The following is an 18,843-nucleotide window of genomic DNA, read 5'->3' on the forward strand; positions in this document are numbered from 1 at the left end:
TTCACTAACCCCAGAGGTGCGTATGTCCCGCAACCCGCTGCTCGACGCCCATGAGCTTCCCCCGTTCGCCGATATTCGCCCGGAGCAGGTGGTGCCGGCCATCGAGGAGCTGCTGGCCGAGAACAGAACCGCCATCGAGGCGCTGGTGGCTCGCGCCGAGGCCGAGGCGCCCAGCTGGGAGAGCCTGGCCGCGCCCCTGGAGTCGCTCAACGACCGACTGGCCCGGGCCTGGTCGCCGGTCTCCCATCTCAACGGCACCATGAACAGCCCGGAACTGCGAGAGGCCTACCAGGCCTGCCTGGGCAAGCTCTCGGAGTACAGCACCTGGCTGGGGCAGCACGCGGGACTGTTCGGTGCCTGGCAGGCGCTCAAGGAGGGGCCCGCCTGGACCACGCTCGACGAGGGCCAGCGACGCACGGTCGACAACACCCTGCGCGACTTCCGCCTGGCCGGGGTCGACCTGCCCGCGGAGCAGAAGCAGCGCTACGGCGAGATCAAGGCGCGCCTCTCGGAGCTCGGCAACACCTTCTCCAACCAGCTGCTCGACGCCACCCAGGCCTGGCACCTGGACCTGGCCGACGAGACCCGCCTGGCCGGCCTGCCGGAGAGCGCACTCACCGCCCTGCGCGCCAACGCCGAGGCCAAGGGCCAGCCGGGGTACCGCATCACCCTCGACTTCCCGAGCTTCTTCCCGGTGATGACCTACGCCGAGGACCGTGAGCTGCGTCACGAGGTTTACACCGCCTTCGTCACCCGTGCCTCCGACCAGGGTCCCCAGGCCAGGCAGTACGACAACGCCCCGATCATGGAGGAAACCCTGGCCCTGCGCCAGGAGCTGGCCGAGCTGCTTGGCTTCGCCACTTACGCCGACTACTCCATGGCCACCAAGATGGCCGAATCTCCCGCCCAGGCGCTCGCGTTCCTCGAGGACCTGGCCGCGCGCGCCCTGCCTCAGGCCAAGGAGGAGTACGCCGAGCTCGAGACCTACGCCCGGGAGGAGCTGGGCATGGCCGAGCTCGCTGCCTGGGACGTGGGCTTCGCCAGCGAGAAGCTGCGCGAGGCGCTTCACGCCATCTCCCAGGAGCAACTGCGCCCCTACTTCCCGGCCTCCCGGGTGGTGGACGGCCTCTTCCAGGTGGTGGAGCGCCTGTTCGGCGTCACCTTCGAAGAGGACGACCAGGCCCCGCGCTACCACCAGGACGTACGGTTCTTCCGTATCCTCGAACAAGGCGCGCCGATTGCCGGTTTCTACCTGGACCTCTACGCCCGCGAGGGCAAGCGCGGTGGCGCCTGGATGGACGAGTGCCGGGTGCGACGTCTGGAGGGCGATGAGCTCCAGCTGCCGGTGGCCTACCTGACCTGCAACTTTACCCGCCCGGTTGGCGAGCGCCCGGCGCTACTCACCCACGACGAGGTCACTACGCTGTTCCACGAGTTCGGCCACGGCCTGCACCATATGCTGACCCGGCAGACGGTCGCCGACATTTCCGGCATCAACGGGGTGGCCTGGGACGCCGTGGAGCTGCCCAGCCAGTTCATGGAAAACTACTGCTGGGAGCGCGATGGGCTCGACCTGATCGCCAGCCACGTCGACAGCGGCGAACCGCTGCCCGGCGAGCTGCTCGAGAAGCTGCAGGCGGCCAAGAACTTCGAGTCCGCCATGGGCATGGTGCGCCAGCTGGAGTTCTCGATCTTCGACCTGCGCCTGCACCACGAGATCAAGGCGCCTACGGCAACGCAGATCCAGGCGCTGCTCGATGAAGTGCGTGACGCCGTCTCGGTGGTGCCGCGAGCCGAGTTCAACCGCTTCCAGAACGGCTTCGGCCACATCTTCGCCGGCGGCTACGCGGCCGGCTACTACAGCTACAAGTGGGCCGAAGTGCTCTCCGCCGACGCCTGGAGCGCCTTCGAGGAAGCGGGCATCTTCGATCCCGAGACCGGGCGGCGCTTTCGCACCGAGATCCTCGAGCCGGGCGGCGCCCGGGATGCCGCCGAGCTGTTTCGCGCCTTCCGCGGACGCGAGCCCAGCGTCGAACCGCTGCTACGCCATAGCGGCATCCGTGTCGCCTGACCTTCACGTTCCGTCCCACCCATTCCGCCCCGGCCAGCCGCCGGGGCCCGACAGGAGCCATCATGGCCGTCCAGAAACGCTTTATCGCCGGCGCCATCTGCCCGCGCTGCGCAGAGATGGATCGCATCCGCAGCTGGGAGCAGAACGGGATTCGTTACCGTGAGTGCGTCAGCTGCGACTTCTTCGAACAGCTGCCAATCGAGGACGCGGCCGCGCCAGAGCTGACCACCCGCGTCAACCAGCTCCGCGACGAGCAGAGCCGCCAAGACCTCCAGACAGTGAAGATTCTCGACCCCAAGGCGCGTTGAGATGACCCGCCAGGGAGTGGCAACGGCGCTGCTGTCGCGGCGCCACCAGTTCGAGGGGCTGGGGCTGGCGGCCGCCGCGGCCCTGCTGCTGGCACACCTGGACCTGGCCACCCTAGCCGCCGGACTGGGGCTCTTCCTGTGGGGCATGAGCCACCTGCAGGATGCCATCAAGCGCCTCTCCGGCGGGACCCTGGACCGCTGGCTGCATATCGCCACTCGCCACCCGCTGCGCGCCATCGGCGTCGGAGCCGCCGCCACGGCGCTGGTGCAGTCCAGCTCCCTGGTCACTCTGCTGGCGCTCTCCTTCGTCGGCGCTGGCCTCGTGGCCCTGCCTGGCGCCATCGCCCTGCTGTTCGGGGCCAACCTCGGCACCACTACCGGCGCCTGGCTGATCGCCGCCTTCGGCCTGCGCTTCGATCTCGCCCAGTTCGCCATGCCCTTCCTGGCCCTCGGGCTGCTGGGTTCACGAGTGCTCAAGGAGAGCCGCGCCGCGGCGGCCGGGGTGCTGCTCGGCATCGGCCTGCTGTTCCTGGGCATCGACTTCATGAAGGTGGGCTTCGAGGCCTGGCAGGACGGCCTCTCCCTGGACGGCCTGGCCGGCAACAGCGCCTGGCACTGGCCGCTGTTCGTGCTGTTCGGGGTCGCGGCCACGGTGGTGATGCAGTCGAGCCACGCCACCCTGCTGATCACCCTGGCCGCCCTGGCGGGGGGCCAGCTTCCCTACCTGCCGGCCCTGGCCATCGCCATCGGCGCCAACGTCGGCACCACCGTCACCGCGGTACTCGGCGCGCTGGGTGCCGGTGCCGCGGCGCGACGGCTGGCCGGGGCTCACGTGGTGTTCAACCTGACCACCGCAGCAGTGGCGCTGGCCCTGCTGGTGCCGCTGGCCTGGCTGGTGGACGAGCTCGGGGAACTGATCGGCCTGGCGGCGGACGCCTGGCCGCTCAAGCTGGCGCTCTTCCACACCCTGTTCAACCTGCTCGGCATCGCTCTGATGCTGCCGCTGATCCCACGCCTCGCCGCGCGACTCGAGCGATTCTTCCCCGAACCCTCGCGGATCCCGCCTGCCCAGGCCAGGTACCTCAACACCACCGCCCTGCAACACGCCGATACCGCCCTGGCCGCCATGGAGCAAGAGTGCCAGCGACTCAACCGCCGCGCCTATCACCTGCTCTGTTCGGCGATCCTCATGCCCAGCGGCGAGGTGATCGGCCACCCGCCCTCCCGGGAGGTGGTCAAGGCGCACATCGACCCGACCGCCTGGCCCATGGTAAACGCCCGCTACCATGAGCAGATCAAGCCGCTGATGGCGGAGATCCTCGACTTCTACGCGCGGCTCGACATGCCGCTCACCGAGGGCCAGCAGGCCAGGCTCGAGCGCCTCTATGCTCGCACCCTGCGCATGGTGGAGGCGGTGCGCTTCGGCGAGGTGCTGCAGCGCAGCCTGATGCGCCATGCCGCCCCGGCCAGCCCCCTGCGCGAGGCCCATGACGATATCCGCCTGGCCCTGGCCCAGGGCCTCAACCGGCTGGCCGCCGCGCCCGACTCGGCGGATACCACCTCGCCCATCGACGAGGTACGCCAGCACTGGCAGCAGGCCATGGCCGAGCGGCTGCGCCAGCACCGCCTCGACCCCTGGCTGGCCTCCACCCTGATGAACGACCTGCACCAGGCCACTCGCCTGATGGGCTCCCTGACCTCGCCCTGAAGCGCCGCACATGACAGGCCAGATGTGACTACCCTTGCGAGACTCGCCGTGCGGGACTCGCCGTGCGGATATCCACACACCGGGACCCACCGCACGTGCGGTCTCCCGGACGAAGGCCGCCTCTGCGACCTCGACCTTTGTCTAAGAAATATCATGCAAGTCATTGAAGTGAAGTCAAAACCATACGCGTGGCCCGGCGATTGCGTTAATTATCGTTGAATAGAGTACCCGCCCGGGATCAGCGGGTACCGACAGAGCTGCCAGACTGATACGGCACCTGTCGGGCTCGTGCCCAGGCATGACCAACGATAACTCACAACGGGAATCACGCCATGCGCCATCTCTCCACCAAGCTCCTCGCCGGCACCATTGCCGGTTCGCTTCTGGTCGCCGCGGCCGCCGCCCAGGCCGACCGCAGCGACTGGCCGGATAACTTCACCGTGGGCACCGCCAGCCAGGGCGGCACCTACTTCGTCTACGGCTCCGGCTGGGCCAACCTGATTGCCGACGAGTTGGATGTCTCCGGCGGCGGCGAGGTAACCGGCGGCCCGACCCAGAATCTGGCGCTGGTGCATACCGGCGACATCGCCCTGGGACTGACCACCATGGGTCCCGCCGCCGAGGCCGCCGCCGGCGAGAGCCCGCTGGCGCCCGGCATCGCCATGGATAACGTCTGTGCGCTCTTCCCGATGTACGAGACCCCGTTCTCCATCGCCGCACTCTCCAGCTCCGGCATCACCAGCATCTCCGAGATCCCGGACGGCGCCCGCATCGGCTTTGGCCCGGCGGCCTCCACCTCCGACACCTACTTCCCGGCGATCCTGGAAGAGCTGGGTGTCGACTTCCAGCGGCGCAATGGCGGCTGGACCGATCTGGGCGGCCAATTGCAGGACGGCCTGCTCGACGTCATCGCCTTCGCCGCGGGCATCCCGATCCCGGCGGTCAGCCAGCTCGAGGTGCAGACCGACGTAAACATCATCGAGTTCACCGAGGAGGAACAGGCCCAGGTGCTTGAGGCCTTCCCGGTCGCGGCCTTCCAGATCCCCGCCAGCACCTACAACACCCTGGAAGAGGACGCCCGCGCCGTCTCCATGTGGAACTTCGCCATCGCCGGCTGCGACGTGTCGGAGAGCTTCATCTACGAGGTGACCAAGCTCACCATGGAGAACAACGACAAGATGCGTAACGTGCACCGCTCTGCCGAGACCTCCATCCCGGAGAACATCGTGCACAACTCCGTGCTGCCCTTCCACCCGGGCGCCGTGCGCTGGTACGAGGAGAACGGCTACGAGATTCCGGACGATCTGAAGCTGTAAGCCTGCCAACACCGTGAACCCCGCCCCGCCCCGCGCCGCGATCCGGCGCGGGGCAGCATGCTTGCCGTCCCGACCCACACCCGAGGGTGAACCCCCATGAGCAACTCTCCCGATACCCGTCCCGGGGCGTCCGAGGAGGCCATCGACCAGGCACCCGAGACCATCGCCGCGGGCGTCGACGAGGAGATCGTCGAGTCCAACCGGCGCCTCTACGTTGGCTGGCAGTGGCTGCTGTTCGCCGCCCTGGCCATCGCCTACTCCAGCTTCCACCTGATCTCCCTCAACGTCTATCCGATGGAAACCTGGTCGTTTCGCATCGTGCACATCGCCGGTGCACTGATCCTCGGTTTCGCCCTCTACACCGGCACCCGATTCGCCGACGAGGGCAGCGTGAAACAGTCACCGGCCTGGCTCGGCTGGATCAGCTACGCCCTGCTGATTCCTGCCGGCTACGCCCTCTTCCAGGTTTTCCGGATGCAGCAGATGATTGGCGGCGGCGCCATGCGCATCGACCCCGCCATCGAGGCCTGGCACTTCGGCTACCCGCTGATCTTCGCCACCAGCGCCGCGATCCTGCTCTCCTGGGGATACCGCCAGGTGCGGGCGAAGCTCTCCCCCCCGGACCTGGTGCTGATGGTCAGCGCCCTGGCCGTGGCCGGCTACCTGATCCTGATCTACGGCACCCCGCTGCGCGCCTCCACCGGCACCTCCTTCGCGCCCATCGGCATCTCCTATGCAGCGCTGGCCGGTTCGCTGCTGATCCTCGAGCTGACCCGGCGCGTGGCCGGCCTGGCGCTGGTGGTGATCTCGGCGATCTTCCTGCTCTATGTCTTCTTCGGCCCCTATCTGCCGGGCTTCCTGGGCTATCCGGGCCTGTCGTTCAACCGCTTCTTCAGCCAGGTCTACACGGATGCGGGCATCCTTGGCCCGACGACCGCGGTCTCCTCGACCTATATCATCCTGTTCATCATCTTCGCTGCCTTCCTGCAGGCCTCGAAGGTCGGCGACTACTTCGTCAACTTCGCCTTTGCCGCCGCCGGTCGCGCGCGGGGCGGCCCCGCCAAGGTCTCCATCTTCGCCTCCGGCCTGATGGGCATGATCAACGGCACCAGCGCCGGCAACGTGGTCTCCACCGGCTCGCTGACCATCCCGCTGATGAAGAAGGTGGGCTACCCGGCCAAGAGCGCCGGAGCCATCGAAGCCGCGGCATCCACCGGCGGGCAGATCATGCCGCCGATCATGGGCGCCGGGGCCTTCATCATGGCCGAGATCACCGGCATCCCCTACACCGACATCGCCATTGCGGCGCTGATTCCCGCCATCCTCTACTTCCTCTCGGTCTACTGCATGGTGGACTTCGAGGCGGCCCGCAAGGGCATGCGCGGCATGCGCAAGGACGAGATCCCGCTGTTCTCGAAGCTCGTCAAGCAGGTCTACCTGTTTGCGCCGATCATCATCCTGATCGCCGCCCTGTTCATGGGCTATTCGGTGATCCGCGCCGGCACCCTGGCCACAGCCTCCGCCGCCGTGGTGAGCTGGTTCTCACCCCACAAGATGGGCATCCCCTCGATCCTCAGGGCGCTGCAGCTGGCCGGCACCATGGCGATCCAGATCATCGCCGTGTGCGCCTGCGCCGGCCTGATCGTCGGCGTCATCTCGCTGACCGGCGTCGGCGCCCGCTTCTCCTCGCTGTTGCTGGGCCTCGCCGGCGTCAGCCAGCTGCTGGCGCTGATCTTCGCCATGTGCATCTCGATCCTGCTGGGCATGGGCATGCCGACCACCGCCGCCTATGCGGTGGCCGCCTCGGTCGTCGCCCCCGGCCTGATCAACATCGGCATCCAGCCGCTGGTGGCACACTTCTTCGTGTTCTACTTCGCGGTGGTCTCGGCGATCACCCCACCGGTGGCCCTGGCCTCCTATGCCGCGGCGGGCATCTCCGGCGCCAACGCCATGGGCACCTCGGTGGCCTCGTTCAAGATCGGCCTGGCGGCCTTCATCGTGCCCTTCATGTTCTTCTACAGCCCGGCCATGCTGATGGAAGGCAGCTGGATGCAGATCCTGCGGGTCGGCGTCACCGCCACCCTGGGCATCGTGCTGCTGGCGGGCACCGTCCAGGCGTGGTTCTTCGGCCCGGTCAAGGTCTGGCAGCGCCTGGTGATGCTGGTCGGGGCCATGTTCATGATCTACGGCGGCATCTACACCGATGTGGCTGGCCTGGCCATCGGCACCGCCCTGTTCCTGATGCAGCGCAAGCTGCACGGCGGGGGCGGCACGCCCCGGACGGTGACCAGCAACGGCTGAGCAGAAGGGTCCCGCTGCCGCGGGACCCCGCCGGCTGAGAGTCCACACCGGCGACCGCTGAATCAGCAACGGCACTACCAACGAAAGGGGCCCCGCCATGGCGGAGCCCCTTTCTCGTGGTTTGCTGCCCGATCAACCGACGATATTATCCAGAATCTTCAGGCTCGGCGCGGCCTGGTTGAGCGTGTAGAAGTGCAGCCCCGGGGCGCCGCCGTCGAGCAGGCGCTGGCAGAGCCGCGAGATCACCTCCTCGCCAAAGGCGGCGATGGCCTCGCTGTCGTCGCCATAGGCCTCGAGCTGCTTGCGGACCCAGCGCGGGATCTCGGCACCGCAAGCGTCGGAGAAGCGCGCCAGCTTGGTGTAGTTGGTGATCGGCATGATGCCCGGCACGATGGGCGCCTCGACCCCCAGCGCGCGGGCCCGGTCGACGAAGTGGAAGTAGGCGTCGGCATTGAAGAAGTACTGGGTGATGGCCAGATTGGCGCCGGCCTTCATCTTGCGGGCGAAGTTTTCCACATCGCGCTCGAGGCTCGGTGCCTGGGGGTGGGACTCCGGGTAGGCGGCCACGGCGATCTCGAAGTGGTCTCCGGTCTCCTCGCGGATGAACGCCACCAGTTCGTTGGCGTAGCGCAGCTCGCCGATGCCGCCCATGCCCGAGGGCAGGTCGCCGCGCAGGGCCACCAGGCTATCGATGCCCTCCTCACGATAGCGGGCCAGCAGGTCGCGCAGCGACTGCTTTTCGCTGCCGACACAGGAGAGGTGCGGCGCGGTGGTAATGCCCACCTCGCGCACCTGGCGCACGGTGTTGAGGGTGCGATCCTGGGTGGAGCCACCGGCGCCGTAGGTCACCGAGAAGAAGCGCGGATCCCGTGCCGCCAGGGCATCGCGTACCGCGACCAGCTTCTCACGCCCGGCGTCGGTGTTGGGCGGGAAGAACTCGAAGCTGATGCCCAGCGGATGTTCCTGAGTGCTCATCGGATGACCTCATGAAATCGTTGCATAATGGCACCATTGTGACCCCTCATCGACGGGGTCTCCAATGAAAGATCCTCCGACCACCATCAATCTGATTCACGTTCAACCGGGAGACCCATGATCGAACTCGATCCCGCCACGCTGATGGGCCCCCTATGGACACTGCTGGCCTATGTCGCCCTGGGCTGGCTGGCCGCCCGACGCCTCTCGATCGATCCGCGCCCCATCGCCACCCTGCTGATCTATCTGGTCGCCCCGCTGACCTTCTTCCGCGGCCTGACCCTGGGCGGTCCGACGCCCGGCTATCTGCTGCTGACCCTGGCCGCCTTCCTGGTCGCCAGCCTGCTGGCGGTGGCCGTGCACCGCCTCACCCGACGCGCCTTCGCCCCCCAGGAGCGCGCCCTGCTGGCGTTCTCGGCCGGCACGGGCAACACCGGCTACTTCGGTCTGCCGGTGGCCATGGTGCTGCTGCCGCCTGAGGGGGTGACCCTCTACCTGTTCTGCGTGCTGGGCATCACCCTCTACGAGTTCACCGTGGGCTTCTATCTCTCCGCGAGGGGCCAGTTCTCGGTGGCCGAGAGCCTGGCCAAGATCGTGCGCCTGCCGCTGGTCTACGCCTTCCTGGCGGCCCTGCTGGTCAGCGGCCTGGACCTCACGGTGCCGGCGGCGGCCATGGAGGGGCTGACGGTGTTCCCGGCCACCTACACCCTGCTGGGCATGATGATCATCGGCATGACGCTGGGGCGGGTATCGCTCAGGGAAATGGATGGCTGCTTCATCGGCGCCTGCGTGGCGGTGCGCTGCGTGATCTGGCCACTGCTGGCACTGGCCGCGGTGCTGGGCCTGCAGGCGCTCGCCCCGCTGTCAACGGAGCTGGCGCTGGCGATCCTGCTGCTGGGGGTGGTGCCCATGGCCGCCAACGTGGTGGTGGTGGCCATGGAGCTCGGCATCGCCCCGGCCAAGGGGGCGCTGGCGGTGCTGCTGACCACCCTGGCGGCGCCGCTGCTGATCCCGCTCTACCTGACGCTGATGATGCGCCTGGCCGGGCTGTGATCAGTAACGATAGCTGTCGGGCTTGTAGGGGCCGTGGGCCGGCACGCCGGTGTAGGTTTCCTGGGCCTCGGTCAGGCGAGTGATCACCCCGCCGAAGCCCTCGACCATGTAGCGGGCCACCTCCTCGTCCAGATGGCGCGGCAGCACCGTGACCCCCAGCGCCTCGCGCTTCTCGTCCTCTGGCAGGTCAGCGAAGCGCCTCTGATAGAGGTGGATCTGCGCCAGCACCTGGTTGGCGAAGGAGCCGTCCATCACCCTCGAGGGATGACCGGTGGCGTTGCCCAGGTTCACCAGTCGCCCCTCGGAGAGCAGGATCAGGTAGTCCCGGCTGGCCGGATCGAAGTCCCCCGGCTTGCTGTCGCGATAGACCTTGTGCACCTGGGGCTTGACCTCCTCCCAGTGCCACTGGCGGCGCATGTAGGCGGTGTCGATCTCGCTGTCGAAGTGGCCGATGTTGCACACCACCGCACCCGGCTTGAGCGCCTTGAGCATCGGGGCGTCGCAGGCGTCGATATTACCGGTACAGGTCACCACCAGGTCGATCCGGCCGAGCAGCGCCCGATCGATGCTGGCCATGCCGCGGTTGATGCCATCCACATAGGGCGAGACCACCTCGAAGCCGTCCATGCAGGCCTGCATCGCGCAGATGGGGTCGACCTCGGCGACCTTGACGATCATCCCCTCCTGACGCAGCGAGGCCGCCGAGCCCTTGCCCACGTCCCCGTAGCCCACCACCAGCGCCTGCTTGCCGGCCAGCAGGTGGTCGGTGCCGCGCTTGATGGCGTCACTAAGCGAATGGCGGCAGCCATACTTGTTGTCGTTCTTCGACTTGGTGACGGCGTCGTTGACGTTGATGGCCGGCACCCCGAGGCTGCCATCGCGCAGCATCTCCTCCAGCCGGTGAACGCCGGTAGTGGTCTCCTCGCTGATGCCATGGAGGGCATCGAGTCGCTCCGGGTACTTGTCGTGCAGCAGGGCGGTCAGGTCGCCGCCGTCGTCGAGCACCAGGTTGGGGGTCCAGCCATCGGGACCCGCCACGGTCTGCTCGATGCACCACCAGAACTCCGCCTCCGTCTCGCCCTTCCAGGCGAACACCGGAATGCCGGCGGCGGCCATGGCCGCGGCGGCGTGGTCCTGGGTGGAAAAGATGTTGCACGACGACCAGCGCACCGAAGCCCCCAGGTCGATGAGCGTCTCGATCAGCACCGCAGTCTGGATGGTCATGTGGATGCAGCCGGCGATGCGCGCGCCCGCCAGGGGCTGCTCATCACGGTACTTGGCGCGGATCGTCATCAGCGCCGGCATCTCGGTCTCGGCGATGCGGATCTCGCGGCGCCCCCACTCGGCCAGGGCAAGGTCGGCCACCCTGAAGTCCTGATCGGCGGGCGTGGTCACGGCAGGCTGGATCATGGATCACCTCTTCGCAGAAAAAAGCATGGCCTTCACTATAGGCCCCAACCCCCACCGGTCGCCAAACCGGCGCCTCCCTCAAGGCATGAACCCCTCGACGCCGGCATCGGCCAGCCGTGCCGCCAGCCGATTCACCTCGCGATCGGTGAAAAAGGCGCTCAGCCCCCGCGCCCGCTCCGGTCCGACCCCGGGCTCCCGCGCCCACTCATCCACCGAGCGTGCCGCCAGCTCCGCCCAGTTCGCTGGCAGCGCCGTCTCCACCCCGGGCGGTGAGCCCAGGGCCTGCAGCCAGCGCGGGAAGGGCCGGGCCCGCGCTGCCGTGAAGGCGGCCAGCAGCTCTGCCGCGCGCACCGGGCCGATGCCATGGGCCGCCTGCAACTCCGAGGCCTCCAGGCGCATCCAGTCGAGCAGGTCCGACACCGCGCCGGCCCGGATGAGCGCCCGCCAGGTACCGGGCCCCATGCCGGAGAGACCCAGGGCCTCGGGGCCCGAGAGCCAGGCCAGGCGCTCCAGGAACTGTCCCTCGCAGCCGGGCGCCAGGCGCAGGCAGCTCAGGGCATGGTAGCCGGCGGGGTCAGGGGCCACGAGCGGCTCCCGCTGCTCGGCCTGCCAGGCCACCCCCTGCAGCTGCGGAATCGTCAGCCCCGCCAGGGCGATCACCACGTGATCGCCGGGACGGATGTCGTGCTCCCGCCACCGGGCCAGGGAGCCCAGAGACACGCGCCGAATGGTGCGCCCCTCCAGGATGACCGGATAGAGCTGCAGCACCGGGGTGATCTGCCCAGTACGTCCCACCCCGAAGGTCACGCCGCGCACCTCGGCCAACGCCTCTCGGGCGGGATGTTTCCATGCCACCGCCCAGGCCGGCGGCTCGGCCCGCCAGGCCTCGCCTGGCGGGCGCGAGGCCTGGCGCAGCACCACGCCGTCGGTGGCAAAGGGCTGGGGCTCATGAAACAGCGCCTCGCGATAGCGCTCCACCTCGGCCATCTCGGCAACCGGCAGGCTCCTCTCCCGGGTATCGACAAAGCCCAGCCGCGCCAACCCCGCAAGTCGCTCGGCCATTCTCCCGGGACCGTCGGGCCAATCCCAGACGAAGAGTCCTATCCCCTCGGCCTCGGTGTCGTCGAGGGCCTCACGCGCCATCAGGCCGCTCACTCGGGCGCGGGCACCGGCGTCGCCGACCTCGGCCTGGCGATGATCGCTCAGGCGCCAATAGAGCTCGCCCTGCAGCACCGCATCGCGCGGCTCGGACAGACGCTGCGGCACGGCCGGGAGTCGCCGGACCCGGCGGGTCCAGTCCTGCCCGCTGACACCATCGCCGCGGCTAATGGCCCGCACCAGGTCGCCGCGCTCGTACACCAGGGTCACCGCCACACCGTCGACCTTGGGCTGCACCCAGACGTCATGGCGGCGCGACAGCCAGCGCGCCACTGCCGGCCGGTCGGCCAGCTTGGCAAGCCCGGTCTGGGGCACGGGGTGGGCGAGATCGCCGGGGGGATAGGCGGCCGAGGGCTCGGCCGGCGAAAGCCCCTGGCAGCGCCGCCACAGCGCCAGGCGCGCCCGGGCCTGGTCGTAGACGTCATCGCTGACCAAGGACTCGCCGCGGCGATAATAGGCCTCGTCCCAGGCGGCAAGGTGTCGCTCCAGAACGCTCAGCTCGGCCGAGGCGCGCTCGCTCGACCCGCCGGGACAGTCGGCCAGGGCGGGCAACGGCAGGGCGCCGACCAGCAGCACCAGCCCGCATAGCCATGGGAAACGCATGCCGGGGACCTCGCAGCGGGATCTTCCCTGACCATAGCAGCGGGCCCCGCTTGGCATTGCCAGCGGGGCCCGTCAGGTGGCGTCAGCTAGAGCTTACAAGGGAACCTACGACAATGAGGCTACAGACCGGCGGCCTGCCGCAGGGCGCTGGCGCGGTCGGTCTTCTCCCAGGGGAAGGCGGTAAAGGTCTCGGTGTGCTCCCCGCCCTGGGCGTCGGTCCAGGTGTAGGAGGTCTCGAAGGGCTCGCGACCGAAATGGCCGTAGGCCGCGGTGAGCCGGTACATGGGATGCAGCAGATCGAGCATGCGGGTGATGGCATGGGGGCGCAGGTCGAAGTGCTCGCGCACCAGCTCGATGATGCGTGTGTCATCGAGCTTGCCGGTGCCGAAGGTATTGATCGAAACCGAGGTCGGCTCGGCCACACCGATGGCGTAGGAGACCTGGATCTCGCACTTCTCGGCCAAGCCCGCGGCGACGAGATTCTTGGCCACGTAGCGCCCGGCATAGGCGGCGCTGCGGTCGACCTTGGAGGGGTCCTTGCCGGAGAAGGCTCCGCCGCCATGACGCGCCATGCCGCCGTAGGTGTCGACGATGATCTTGCGCCCGGTCAGGCCACAGTCGCCCACCGGCCCGCCGATCACGAACTTGCCGGTGGGGTTGATGTGGTATTGGGTATGCTCGGAAAGCCACTCGGCGGGGATCACCTGCTCGATGATCTCGCGCTTGACCATCTTGCGCAGCTCGTCCTGGTCGATGTCCGGGTCGTGCTGGGTGGAGAGCACGACGGCGTCCACCGCGCAGGGCTTGCCCTGTGCGTCATAGCGGAAGGTGACCTGGCTCTTGGCATCCGGGCGCAACCAGGGCAGCAGGCCCTGCTTGCGCAGTTCCGCCTGGCGCTCCACCAGCCGGTGAGCATAGTGGATCGGCGCCGGCATGTAGCTCTCGGTCTCGTTGGTGGCGTAGCCGAACATCAGCCCCTGATCGCCGGCGCCCTGGTCCTCGGGCTGGCTGCGGTCGACGCCCTGGGCGATGTCCACGCTCTGCTTGCCGATCAGGTTGAGCACGCCGCAGGTCTCGCCGTCAAAGCCGACGTCGGAGGAGGTGTAGCCGATGCCGGTGATCACCTCGCGCACGATCGCCTCGAGGTCGACCCAGGCCGAAGTGCTGATCTCGCCGGCGACGATGGCCACGCCGGTTTTGACCAGCGTCTCGCAGGCCACCCGGGCCTGCTTGTCGCGGGCGATGATGGCATCGAGCACGGCATCGGAGATCTGGTCCGCGATCTTGTCGGGATGACCCTCGGAGACGGATTCGGAGGTAAACAGGGAGTAGTCGCTCATGGCGTCCTCGACCTTGTGTGAAGCAGTCTTTAGGGGGCAAGAGTCTACACGCTGGGGCATGATGGGGCATCCACGATTTGATGCCGGGCGTCAAGTCGGCGACAATATGGGACCGAATTCCATCGCGCCGCACACGTCCCGCGGTGACTTACCCAGCCAGACTGCATGCCCCGCTGCCCCCCGGCGGTGGCCATGACCCTTATTCTGCCGCAGGCGAGGAGCTACCCAATGCCGTCCCGATTCGAACTGGCCAATGCCATTCGCGCTCTCTCCATGGATGCCGTCCAGAAGGCCAAGTCCGGCCATCCCGGCGCGCCCATGGGCATGGCCGACATCGCCGAGGTGCTGTGGAACGACTACCTCAAGCACAACCCGGAAGACCCCAGCTGGGCCGACCGCGACCGCTTCGTGCTCTCCAACGGCCACGGCTCCATGCTGCTCTACTCGCTGCTCCACCTCACCGGCTATGAGCTGAGTCTCGAGGAGCTGCAGAACTTCCGCCAGCTCCACGCCAAGACCGCCGGCCACCCCGAGTTCGGCTACGCTCCGGGCGTCGAGACCACCACCGGGCCCCTGGGCCAGGGCCTGGCCAACGCCGTGGGCATGGCGCTGGCGGAGCGCACCCTGGCGGCCCAGTTCAACCGCCCGGGTCACACCATCGTCGACCACACCACCTGGTGCTTCCTGGGCGATGGCTGCCTGATGGAGGGCATCTCCCACGAGGTCTCCTCCCTGGCCGGCACCCAGAAGCTTGGCAAGCTGATCGCCTTCTATGACGACAACGGCATCTCCATCGACGGCGAAGTGGAGGGCTGGTTCACCGACGACACCGCCAAGCGCTTCGAGGCGTACGGCTGGCACGTGGTGCCGAACGTCGACGGCCATCAACCCGAGGAGATCAAGGCCGCCATCGAACTGGCGAAGAGCCAGGACGACAGGCCGAGCCTGATCATCTGCAGGACCATCATCGGCTTCGGCTCGCCCAACAAGCAGGGCAAGGAGGAGTGCCACGGCGCCCCGCTGGGCGAGGAGGAAGTCGCCCTGGCCCGCCAGCAGCTCGACTGGCCCCACGCGCCTTTCCACATCCCCGAGCCGATCTACCAGGGCTGGGACGCCCGCGAGCCGGGCCACGCCGCCCAGGGCGAGTGGCAGGCGCGCTTCGAGCGCTACCGCGCCGAACACCCGGAGCTGGCCCGCGAGTTCTTGCGCCGCATGCAATGCAAGCTGCCCGCCGAGCTCAAGAGCGAGGCGCTGATCGAGCAGGCCCAGGCAAAGGGCGAGAGCATCGCCAGCCGCAAGGCCTCGCTGAACTGCCTCAACGAGTTGGGCCCGCAGCTGCCCGAGCTCCTCGGCGGCAGCGCCGACCTGGCACCCTCCAACCTGACCTTCTGGAACGGTGCCAAGGCCATCACTCCGGAGACGCCAGACGGCAACTACCTGCACTACGGGGTACGCGAGTTCGGCATGGGTGCGATCATGAACGGCATCGTGCTTCACGGCGGCTTCATCCCCTACGGCGCCACCTTCCTGATCTTCATGGAGTACATGCGCAACGCCGTGCGCATGGCGGCGCTGATGGGCAAGCGGGTCATCTATGTCTTCACCCATGACTCCATCGGCCTGGGCGAGGACGGCCCCACCCACCAGCCGATCGAGCAGCTGACCAGCCTGCGCTCCACGCCGAACCTCTCCACCTGGCGCCCCTGCGACGCCGTGGAGACCGCCGCGGCCTGGGATGCCGCCCTCAGGCGCAATTCCGGCCCCACCGCGCTGGTGCTGTCCCGCCAGAACCTGCCCCACCAGGCACGCACCAAGCAGCAACTAGCCAGCATCCAGCGCGGCGGGTACGTCCTGAAGGACTGCGAGGGCACCCCGGAGCTGATCCTGATCGCCACCGGCTCCGAGGTCGGCCTGGCCATGGACGCCGCCGCCGAACTCGAGGGCCAGGGTCGCGCCGTGCGCGTGGTCTCCATGCCCTCCACCTACCGCTTCAACGGCCAGGAAGTGGAGTACCGCGAGAGCGTGCTGCCACCCAGCGTCACCAGGCGGATCGCCATCGAGGCGGGCCACCGTGACTACTGGTACAAGTACGTGGGCCTCGAGGGGCGCATCATCGGCATGAGCACCTACGGCGAGTCCGCCCCGGCCGGCGACCTCTTCAAGCACTTCGGCTTCACCGTGGAGAACGTGGTGAAGGAAGCCAAGGCGCTGCTGGAAGGCTGATCACCGAGGGCACCGCGACGAGAAGGGCACGGCCGACCGGCCGTGCCCTTTTTCATGCTTTTTTCAAGCCCGGAGGCCCATGCCCGAAGGCCTGACGCCGGCGGGAAGGCACCGGTGCGGGCCGCCTCAGGCGATGGTGATCTCGGAATCGAGATAGACGTCCTGAATGGCGTGCAGCAGCGCCACGCCTTCGTCCCTGGGCTTCTGGAAGGCCTTGCGCCCGGAGATCAGTCCCATGCCACCGGCGCGCTTGTTGATCACCGCGGTACGCACCGCCTCGGCCAGGTCGGAGGCCCCCTTCGAGCCGCCGCCGGAGTTGATCAGCCCGGCGCGCCCCATGTAGCAGTTGGCCACCTGGTAGCGCGCCAGGTCGATGGGGTGGTCCGTGGTCAGGGCATCGTAGACCCTGTCGTGGGTATGGCCGAAACCCACGGCCCGGTAGCCGCCGTTGGTCTCGGGCAGCTTCTGCTTGACGATATCGGCCTTGAGGGTGGCCGCCAGGTGGTTGGCCTGGCCGGTGAGATCCGCTGCCACGTGGTAGTCGGTGCCCTCGTGCTTGAAGGCCGGGTTGCGCAGGTAGGCCCACAGCACCGTGACCATGCCCAGCTCATGGGCGCGGGCGAAGGCCTCGCTGACCTCCATGATCTGGCGGCGGCTCTCGTGGGAGCCGAAGTAAATGGTGGCGCCCACCGCCACGCAGCCCATGTCGAAGGCCTGCTCCACCTGGGCGAACAGGGTCTGGTCGTAGATCGCCGGATGGCTCAGGGTCTCGTTGTGGTTGAGCTTGAGCATCATCGGGATGCGGTGGGCATAGCGGCGCGCCACCGAGGCCAGCACGCCCAGCGTCGAGGCCACGCCGTTGCAGCCACCCTCAATGGCCAGCTCGACGATATTGGCCGGATCGAAGTAGGCGGGGTTGGGGGCGAAGGAGGCTCCGGCGGAGTGCTCGATACCCTGGTCCACCGGCAGCAGGCTCAGGTAGCCGGTACCGCCCAGCCGGCCGTGGTCGAACAGCGCCTGGAGGTTGCGCATCACCCTGGGGCTGCGGTCGCTGTCGGCCACCACCCGGTCGATGAAGTCCTGCCCCGGCAGATGCAGGGTGTCGCGGGGGATGCCGCGGCACTGGTGGGTAAGCAGGGCCTCGGCCTCGGTGCCGAGCATGTTGGCGATATCGGTCATGTCATTCCTCTCCTTGGCGCTTGCGATACGCTTATCCCAGCGTAGTGGATCACACTACCGACTGGGCAGAGGAATGTTCAACCGTAGGCGCCCTCCGCGCGGGAGGGCGCCGTGACGAGACGGCCGCTCAAGCCGCCTGCACCTCGATACGCCGCCGGCGATGCGTGTCGCGCCGCGGCAGCGTCAGGTGCACCACGCCATTGTCGATGCGTGCGCTGATCGCCTCGCTGTCGATCTCGTGACTGAGGGTGAAGCGCCGCGCATAGCGCTGGGCACGCACTTCGGCATAGAGCGGACTCAGCCCCTCGGGCATGGTGATCCGCACCTCCCCCTCCAGCCTCATCACGCCGTTGTCCACCTCGATGACCAGCGAATCGCGGGTCACGCCGGGCATATCGGCCACGATATGAATGGCGTCGTTTTCCTCGTGGATATCCACCGCCGGCATCAGCGTCTCCTGGCTGAGTTCCTGCTCGGTGGGCCGGGAGGCGCCGGCGTCGTGACGGGTGATCTCGGTCATGTCTCTCACCTCCTCTATTGCAGCTCTCATGAATCGTTGCAGCTCTCATGAATCGTTGCAGCTCTCATGAATCGGCTCTCGAGACGGCCTCACGTCGCCTGTATCTCGATGCGCCGCGGCTTGAGCTCCTCGCGCTTGGGCAGCACGATCTCGCACACCCCGTCGCGGAAGCTCGCCTGGGCACGCTCGATGTCGAGCCCCTCGGGCAGGGCCACGGCACGGCGGAAGTCGCCATGGAAGCGTTCCTGACGGAAACGCGTGCGCCCCTCGGCCTCGGCCGGTGCCTGGCGCTGACCGGCAATGGTCAGCACGCTGTCCTGCAGGCTCACCTCCAGGTCCGAGGCCTCAAGCCCCGGGGCGAACACGTAGACCCGAACCGCATCATCGGTACGCCCGACGTTGATCAGCGGAAAGCTGCCGGCGGGCACCGAGCGGATATTGGCCGCCGCCCCATCCGGGAACATCTCGTCAAGCAGTTGGCGAAACCACTCCAGACCCTGGGTACGGTTCGGATCAAAGCCACTGAGATCTCCGAACATGTCGAATACCTCCTACTCGTTACAAGCCAGATGACGGGCCGGGGCCGCGCGCCGCGAGGCTGACAGGGCCCCGGTAATCTGCACAATAGGAGCGCCCAGGCCAGTTTCAATGCCCCGGAACAGACTTTTTCATTCTCCA

14 protein-coding genes are annotated in these 18,843 nt (G+C 67.9%); 7 read left to right on the forward strand and 7 right to left on the reverse strand.

The features are described from left to right. Nucleotides 1–22 precede the first annotated feature (22 nt). The 5 genes from prlC to ACR80S_RS14730 all read left to right on the forward strand — a co-directional run bounded on the left by prlC (nucleotide 23) and on the right by ACR80S_RS14730 (nucleotide 7,704). Entirely contained in the window at nucleotides 23–2,071 is a 2,049-nt protein-coding gene (gene prlC / locus ACR80S_RS14710) for an oligopeptidase A (RefSeq protein ID WP_435402116.1), read from the forward strand. 62 nt (nucleotides 2,072–2,133) lie between these two features. Continuing rightward, nucleotides 2,134–2,379, forward strand: coding sequence for a YheV family putative zinc ribbon protein (locus tag ACR80S_RS14715; protein WP_435402117.1), 246 nt, complete (start codon nucleotides 2,134–2,136; stop codon nucleotides 2,377–2,379). 1 nt (nucleotide 2,380) lies between these two features. Next, a complete protein-coding gene (locus ACR80S_RS14720) occupies nucleotides 2,381–4,087 on the forward strand; it encodes a Na/Pi cotransporter family protein (protein WP_435403673.1) in 1,707 nt (568 codons plus the stop codon). A gap of 332 nt (nucleotides 4,088–4,419) precedes the next feature. After that, on the forward strand, nucleotides 4,420–5,403 hold the full coding sequence (locus ACR80S_RS14725) for a TAXI family TRAP transporter solute-binding subunit (RefSeq protein WP_435402119.1): 984 nt from the start codon (nucleotides 4,420–4,422) through the stop codon (nucleotides 5,401–5,403). Between the two features lie 96 nt (nucleotides 5,404–5,499). Beyond that, nucleotides 5,500–7,704 (forward strand): TRAP transporter permease, encoded by a 2,205-nt coding sequence (locus ACR80S_RS14730; RefSeq protein ID WP_435403674.1) that lies wholly within the window; start codon nucleotides 5,500–5,502, stop codon nucleotides 7,702–7,704. 132 nt (nucleotides 7,705–7,836) lie between these two features. Here ACR80S_RS14730 and metF read toward each other — a convergent pair whose 3' ends face one another. Continuing rightward, nucleotides 7,837–8,679, reverse strand: coding sequence for a methylenetetrahydrofolate reductase [NAD(P)H] (metF, locus tag ACR80S_RS14735; protein ID WP_435402121.1), 843 nt, complete (start codon nucleotides 8,677–8,679; stop codon nucleotides 7,837–7,839). 120 nt (nucleotides 8,680–8,799) lie between these two features. Here metF and ACR80S_RS14740 point away from each other — a divergent pair, with 120 nt between their 5' ends. After that, complete coding sequence (locus ACR80S_RS14740) at nucleotides 8,800–9,732, forward strand: AEC family transporter (RefSeq protein WP_435403718.1); 933 nt, start codon at nucleotides 8,800–8,802, stop codon at nucleotides 9,730–9,732. Here the strand turns inward: ACR80S_RS14740 and ahcY are convergent, their stop codons facing one another. From ahcY to metK, 3 genes are all read right to left on the reverse strand, one after another. Further along, entirely contained in the window at nucleotides 9,733–11,142 is a 1,410-nt protein-coding gene (gene ahcY, locus ACR80S_RS14745; RefSeq protein WP_435402123.1) for an adenosylhomocysteinase, read from the reverse strand. A gap of 78 nt (nucleotides 11,143–11,220) precedes the next feature. After that, complete coding sequence (gene ligB, locus ACR80S_RS14750; RefSeq protein ID WP_435403675.1) at nucleotides 11,221–12,903, reverse strand: NAD-dependent DNA ligase LigB; 1,683 nt, start codon at nucleotides 12,901–12,903, stop codon at nucleotides 11,221–11,223. 119 nt (nucleotides 12,904–13,022) lie between these two features. Next, nucleotides 13,023–14,243: a methionine adenosyltransferase gene (gene metK, locus ACR80S_RS14755; protein ID WP_435403676.1), complete on the reverse strand. Its 1,221-nt coding sequence runs from the start codon at nucleotides 14,241–14,243 to the stop codon at nucleotides 13,023–13,025. Between the two features lie 228 nt (nucleotides 14,244–14,471). Here metK and tkt point away from each other — a divergent pair, with 228 nt between their 5' ends. After that, nucleotides 14,472–16,466: a transketolase gene (gene tkt, locus ACR80S_RS14760; RefSeq protein ID WP_435403677.1), complete on the forward strand. Its 1,995-nt coding sequence runs from the start codon at nucleotides 14,472–14,474 to the stop codon at nucleotides 16,464–16,466. Nucleotides 16,467–16,592: 126 nt separating this feature from the next. Here tkt and ACR80S_RS14765 read toward each other — a convergent pair whose 3' ends face one another. From ACR80S_RS14765 to ACR80S_RS14775, 3 genes are all read right to left on the reverse strand, one after another. After that, the gene (locus ACR80S_RS14765) at nucleotides 16,593–17,645 is read right to left on the reverse strand and encodes a class I fructose-bisphosphate aldolase (protein WP_435403678.1); all 1,053 of its coding nucleotides are present in this window, start codon (nucleotides 17,643–17,645) and stop codon (nucleotides 16,593–16,595) included. A gap of 127 nt (nucleotides 17,646–17,772) precedes the next feature. Further along, the gene (locus ACR80S_RS14770) at nucleotides 17,773–18,165 is read right to left on the reverse strand and encodes an Hsp20/alpha crystallin family protein (RefSeq protein WP_435401861.1); all 393 of its coding nucleotides are present in this window, start codon (nucleotides 18,163–18,165) and stop codon (nucleotides 17,773–17,775) included. Between the two features lie 89 nt (nucleotides 18,166–18,254). Next, nucleotides 18,255–18,704 carry an Hsp20/alpha crystallin family protein gene (locus ACR80S_RS14775; RefSeq protein WP_435403679.1) on the reverse strand — a complete coding sequence of 150 codons (450 nt, stop codon included), beginning with the start codon at nucleotides 18,702–18,704 and terminating at the stop codon, nucleotides 18,255–18,257. Nucleotides 18,705–18,843: the final 139 nt, after the last annotated feature.

It is taken from the genome of Halomonas salsilacus (genome assembly GCF_051216275.1).
GTDB lineage: Bacteria > Pseudomonadota > Gammaproteobacteria > Pseudomonadales > Halomonadaceae > Halomonas.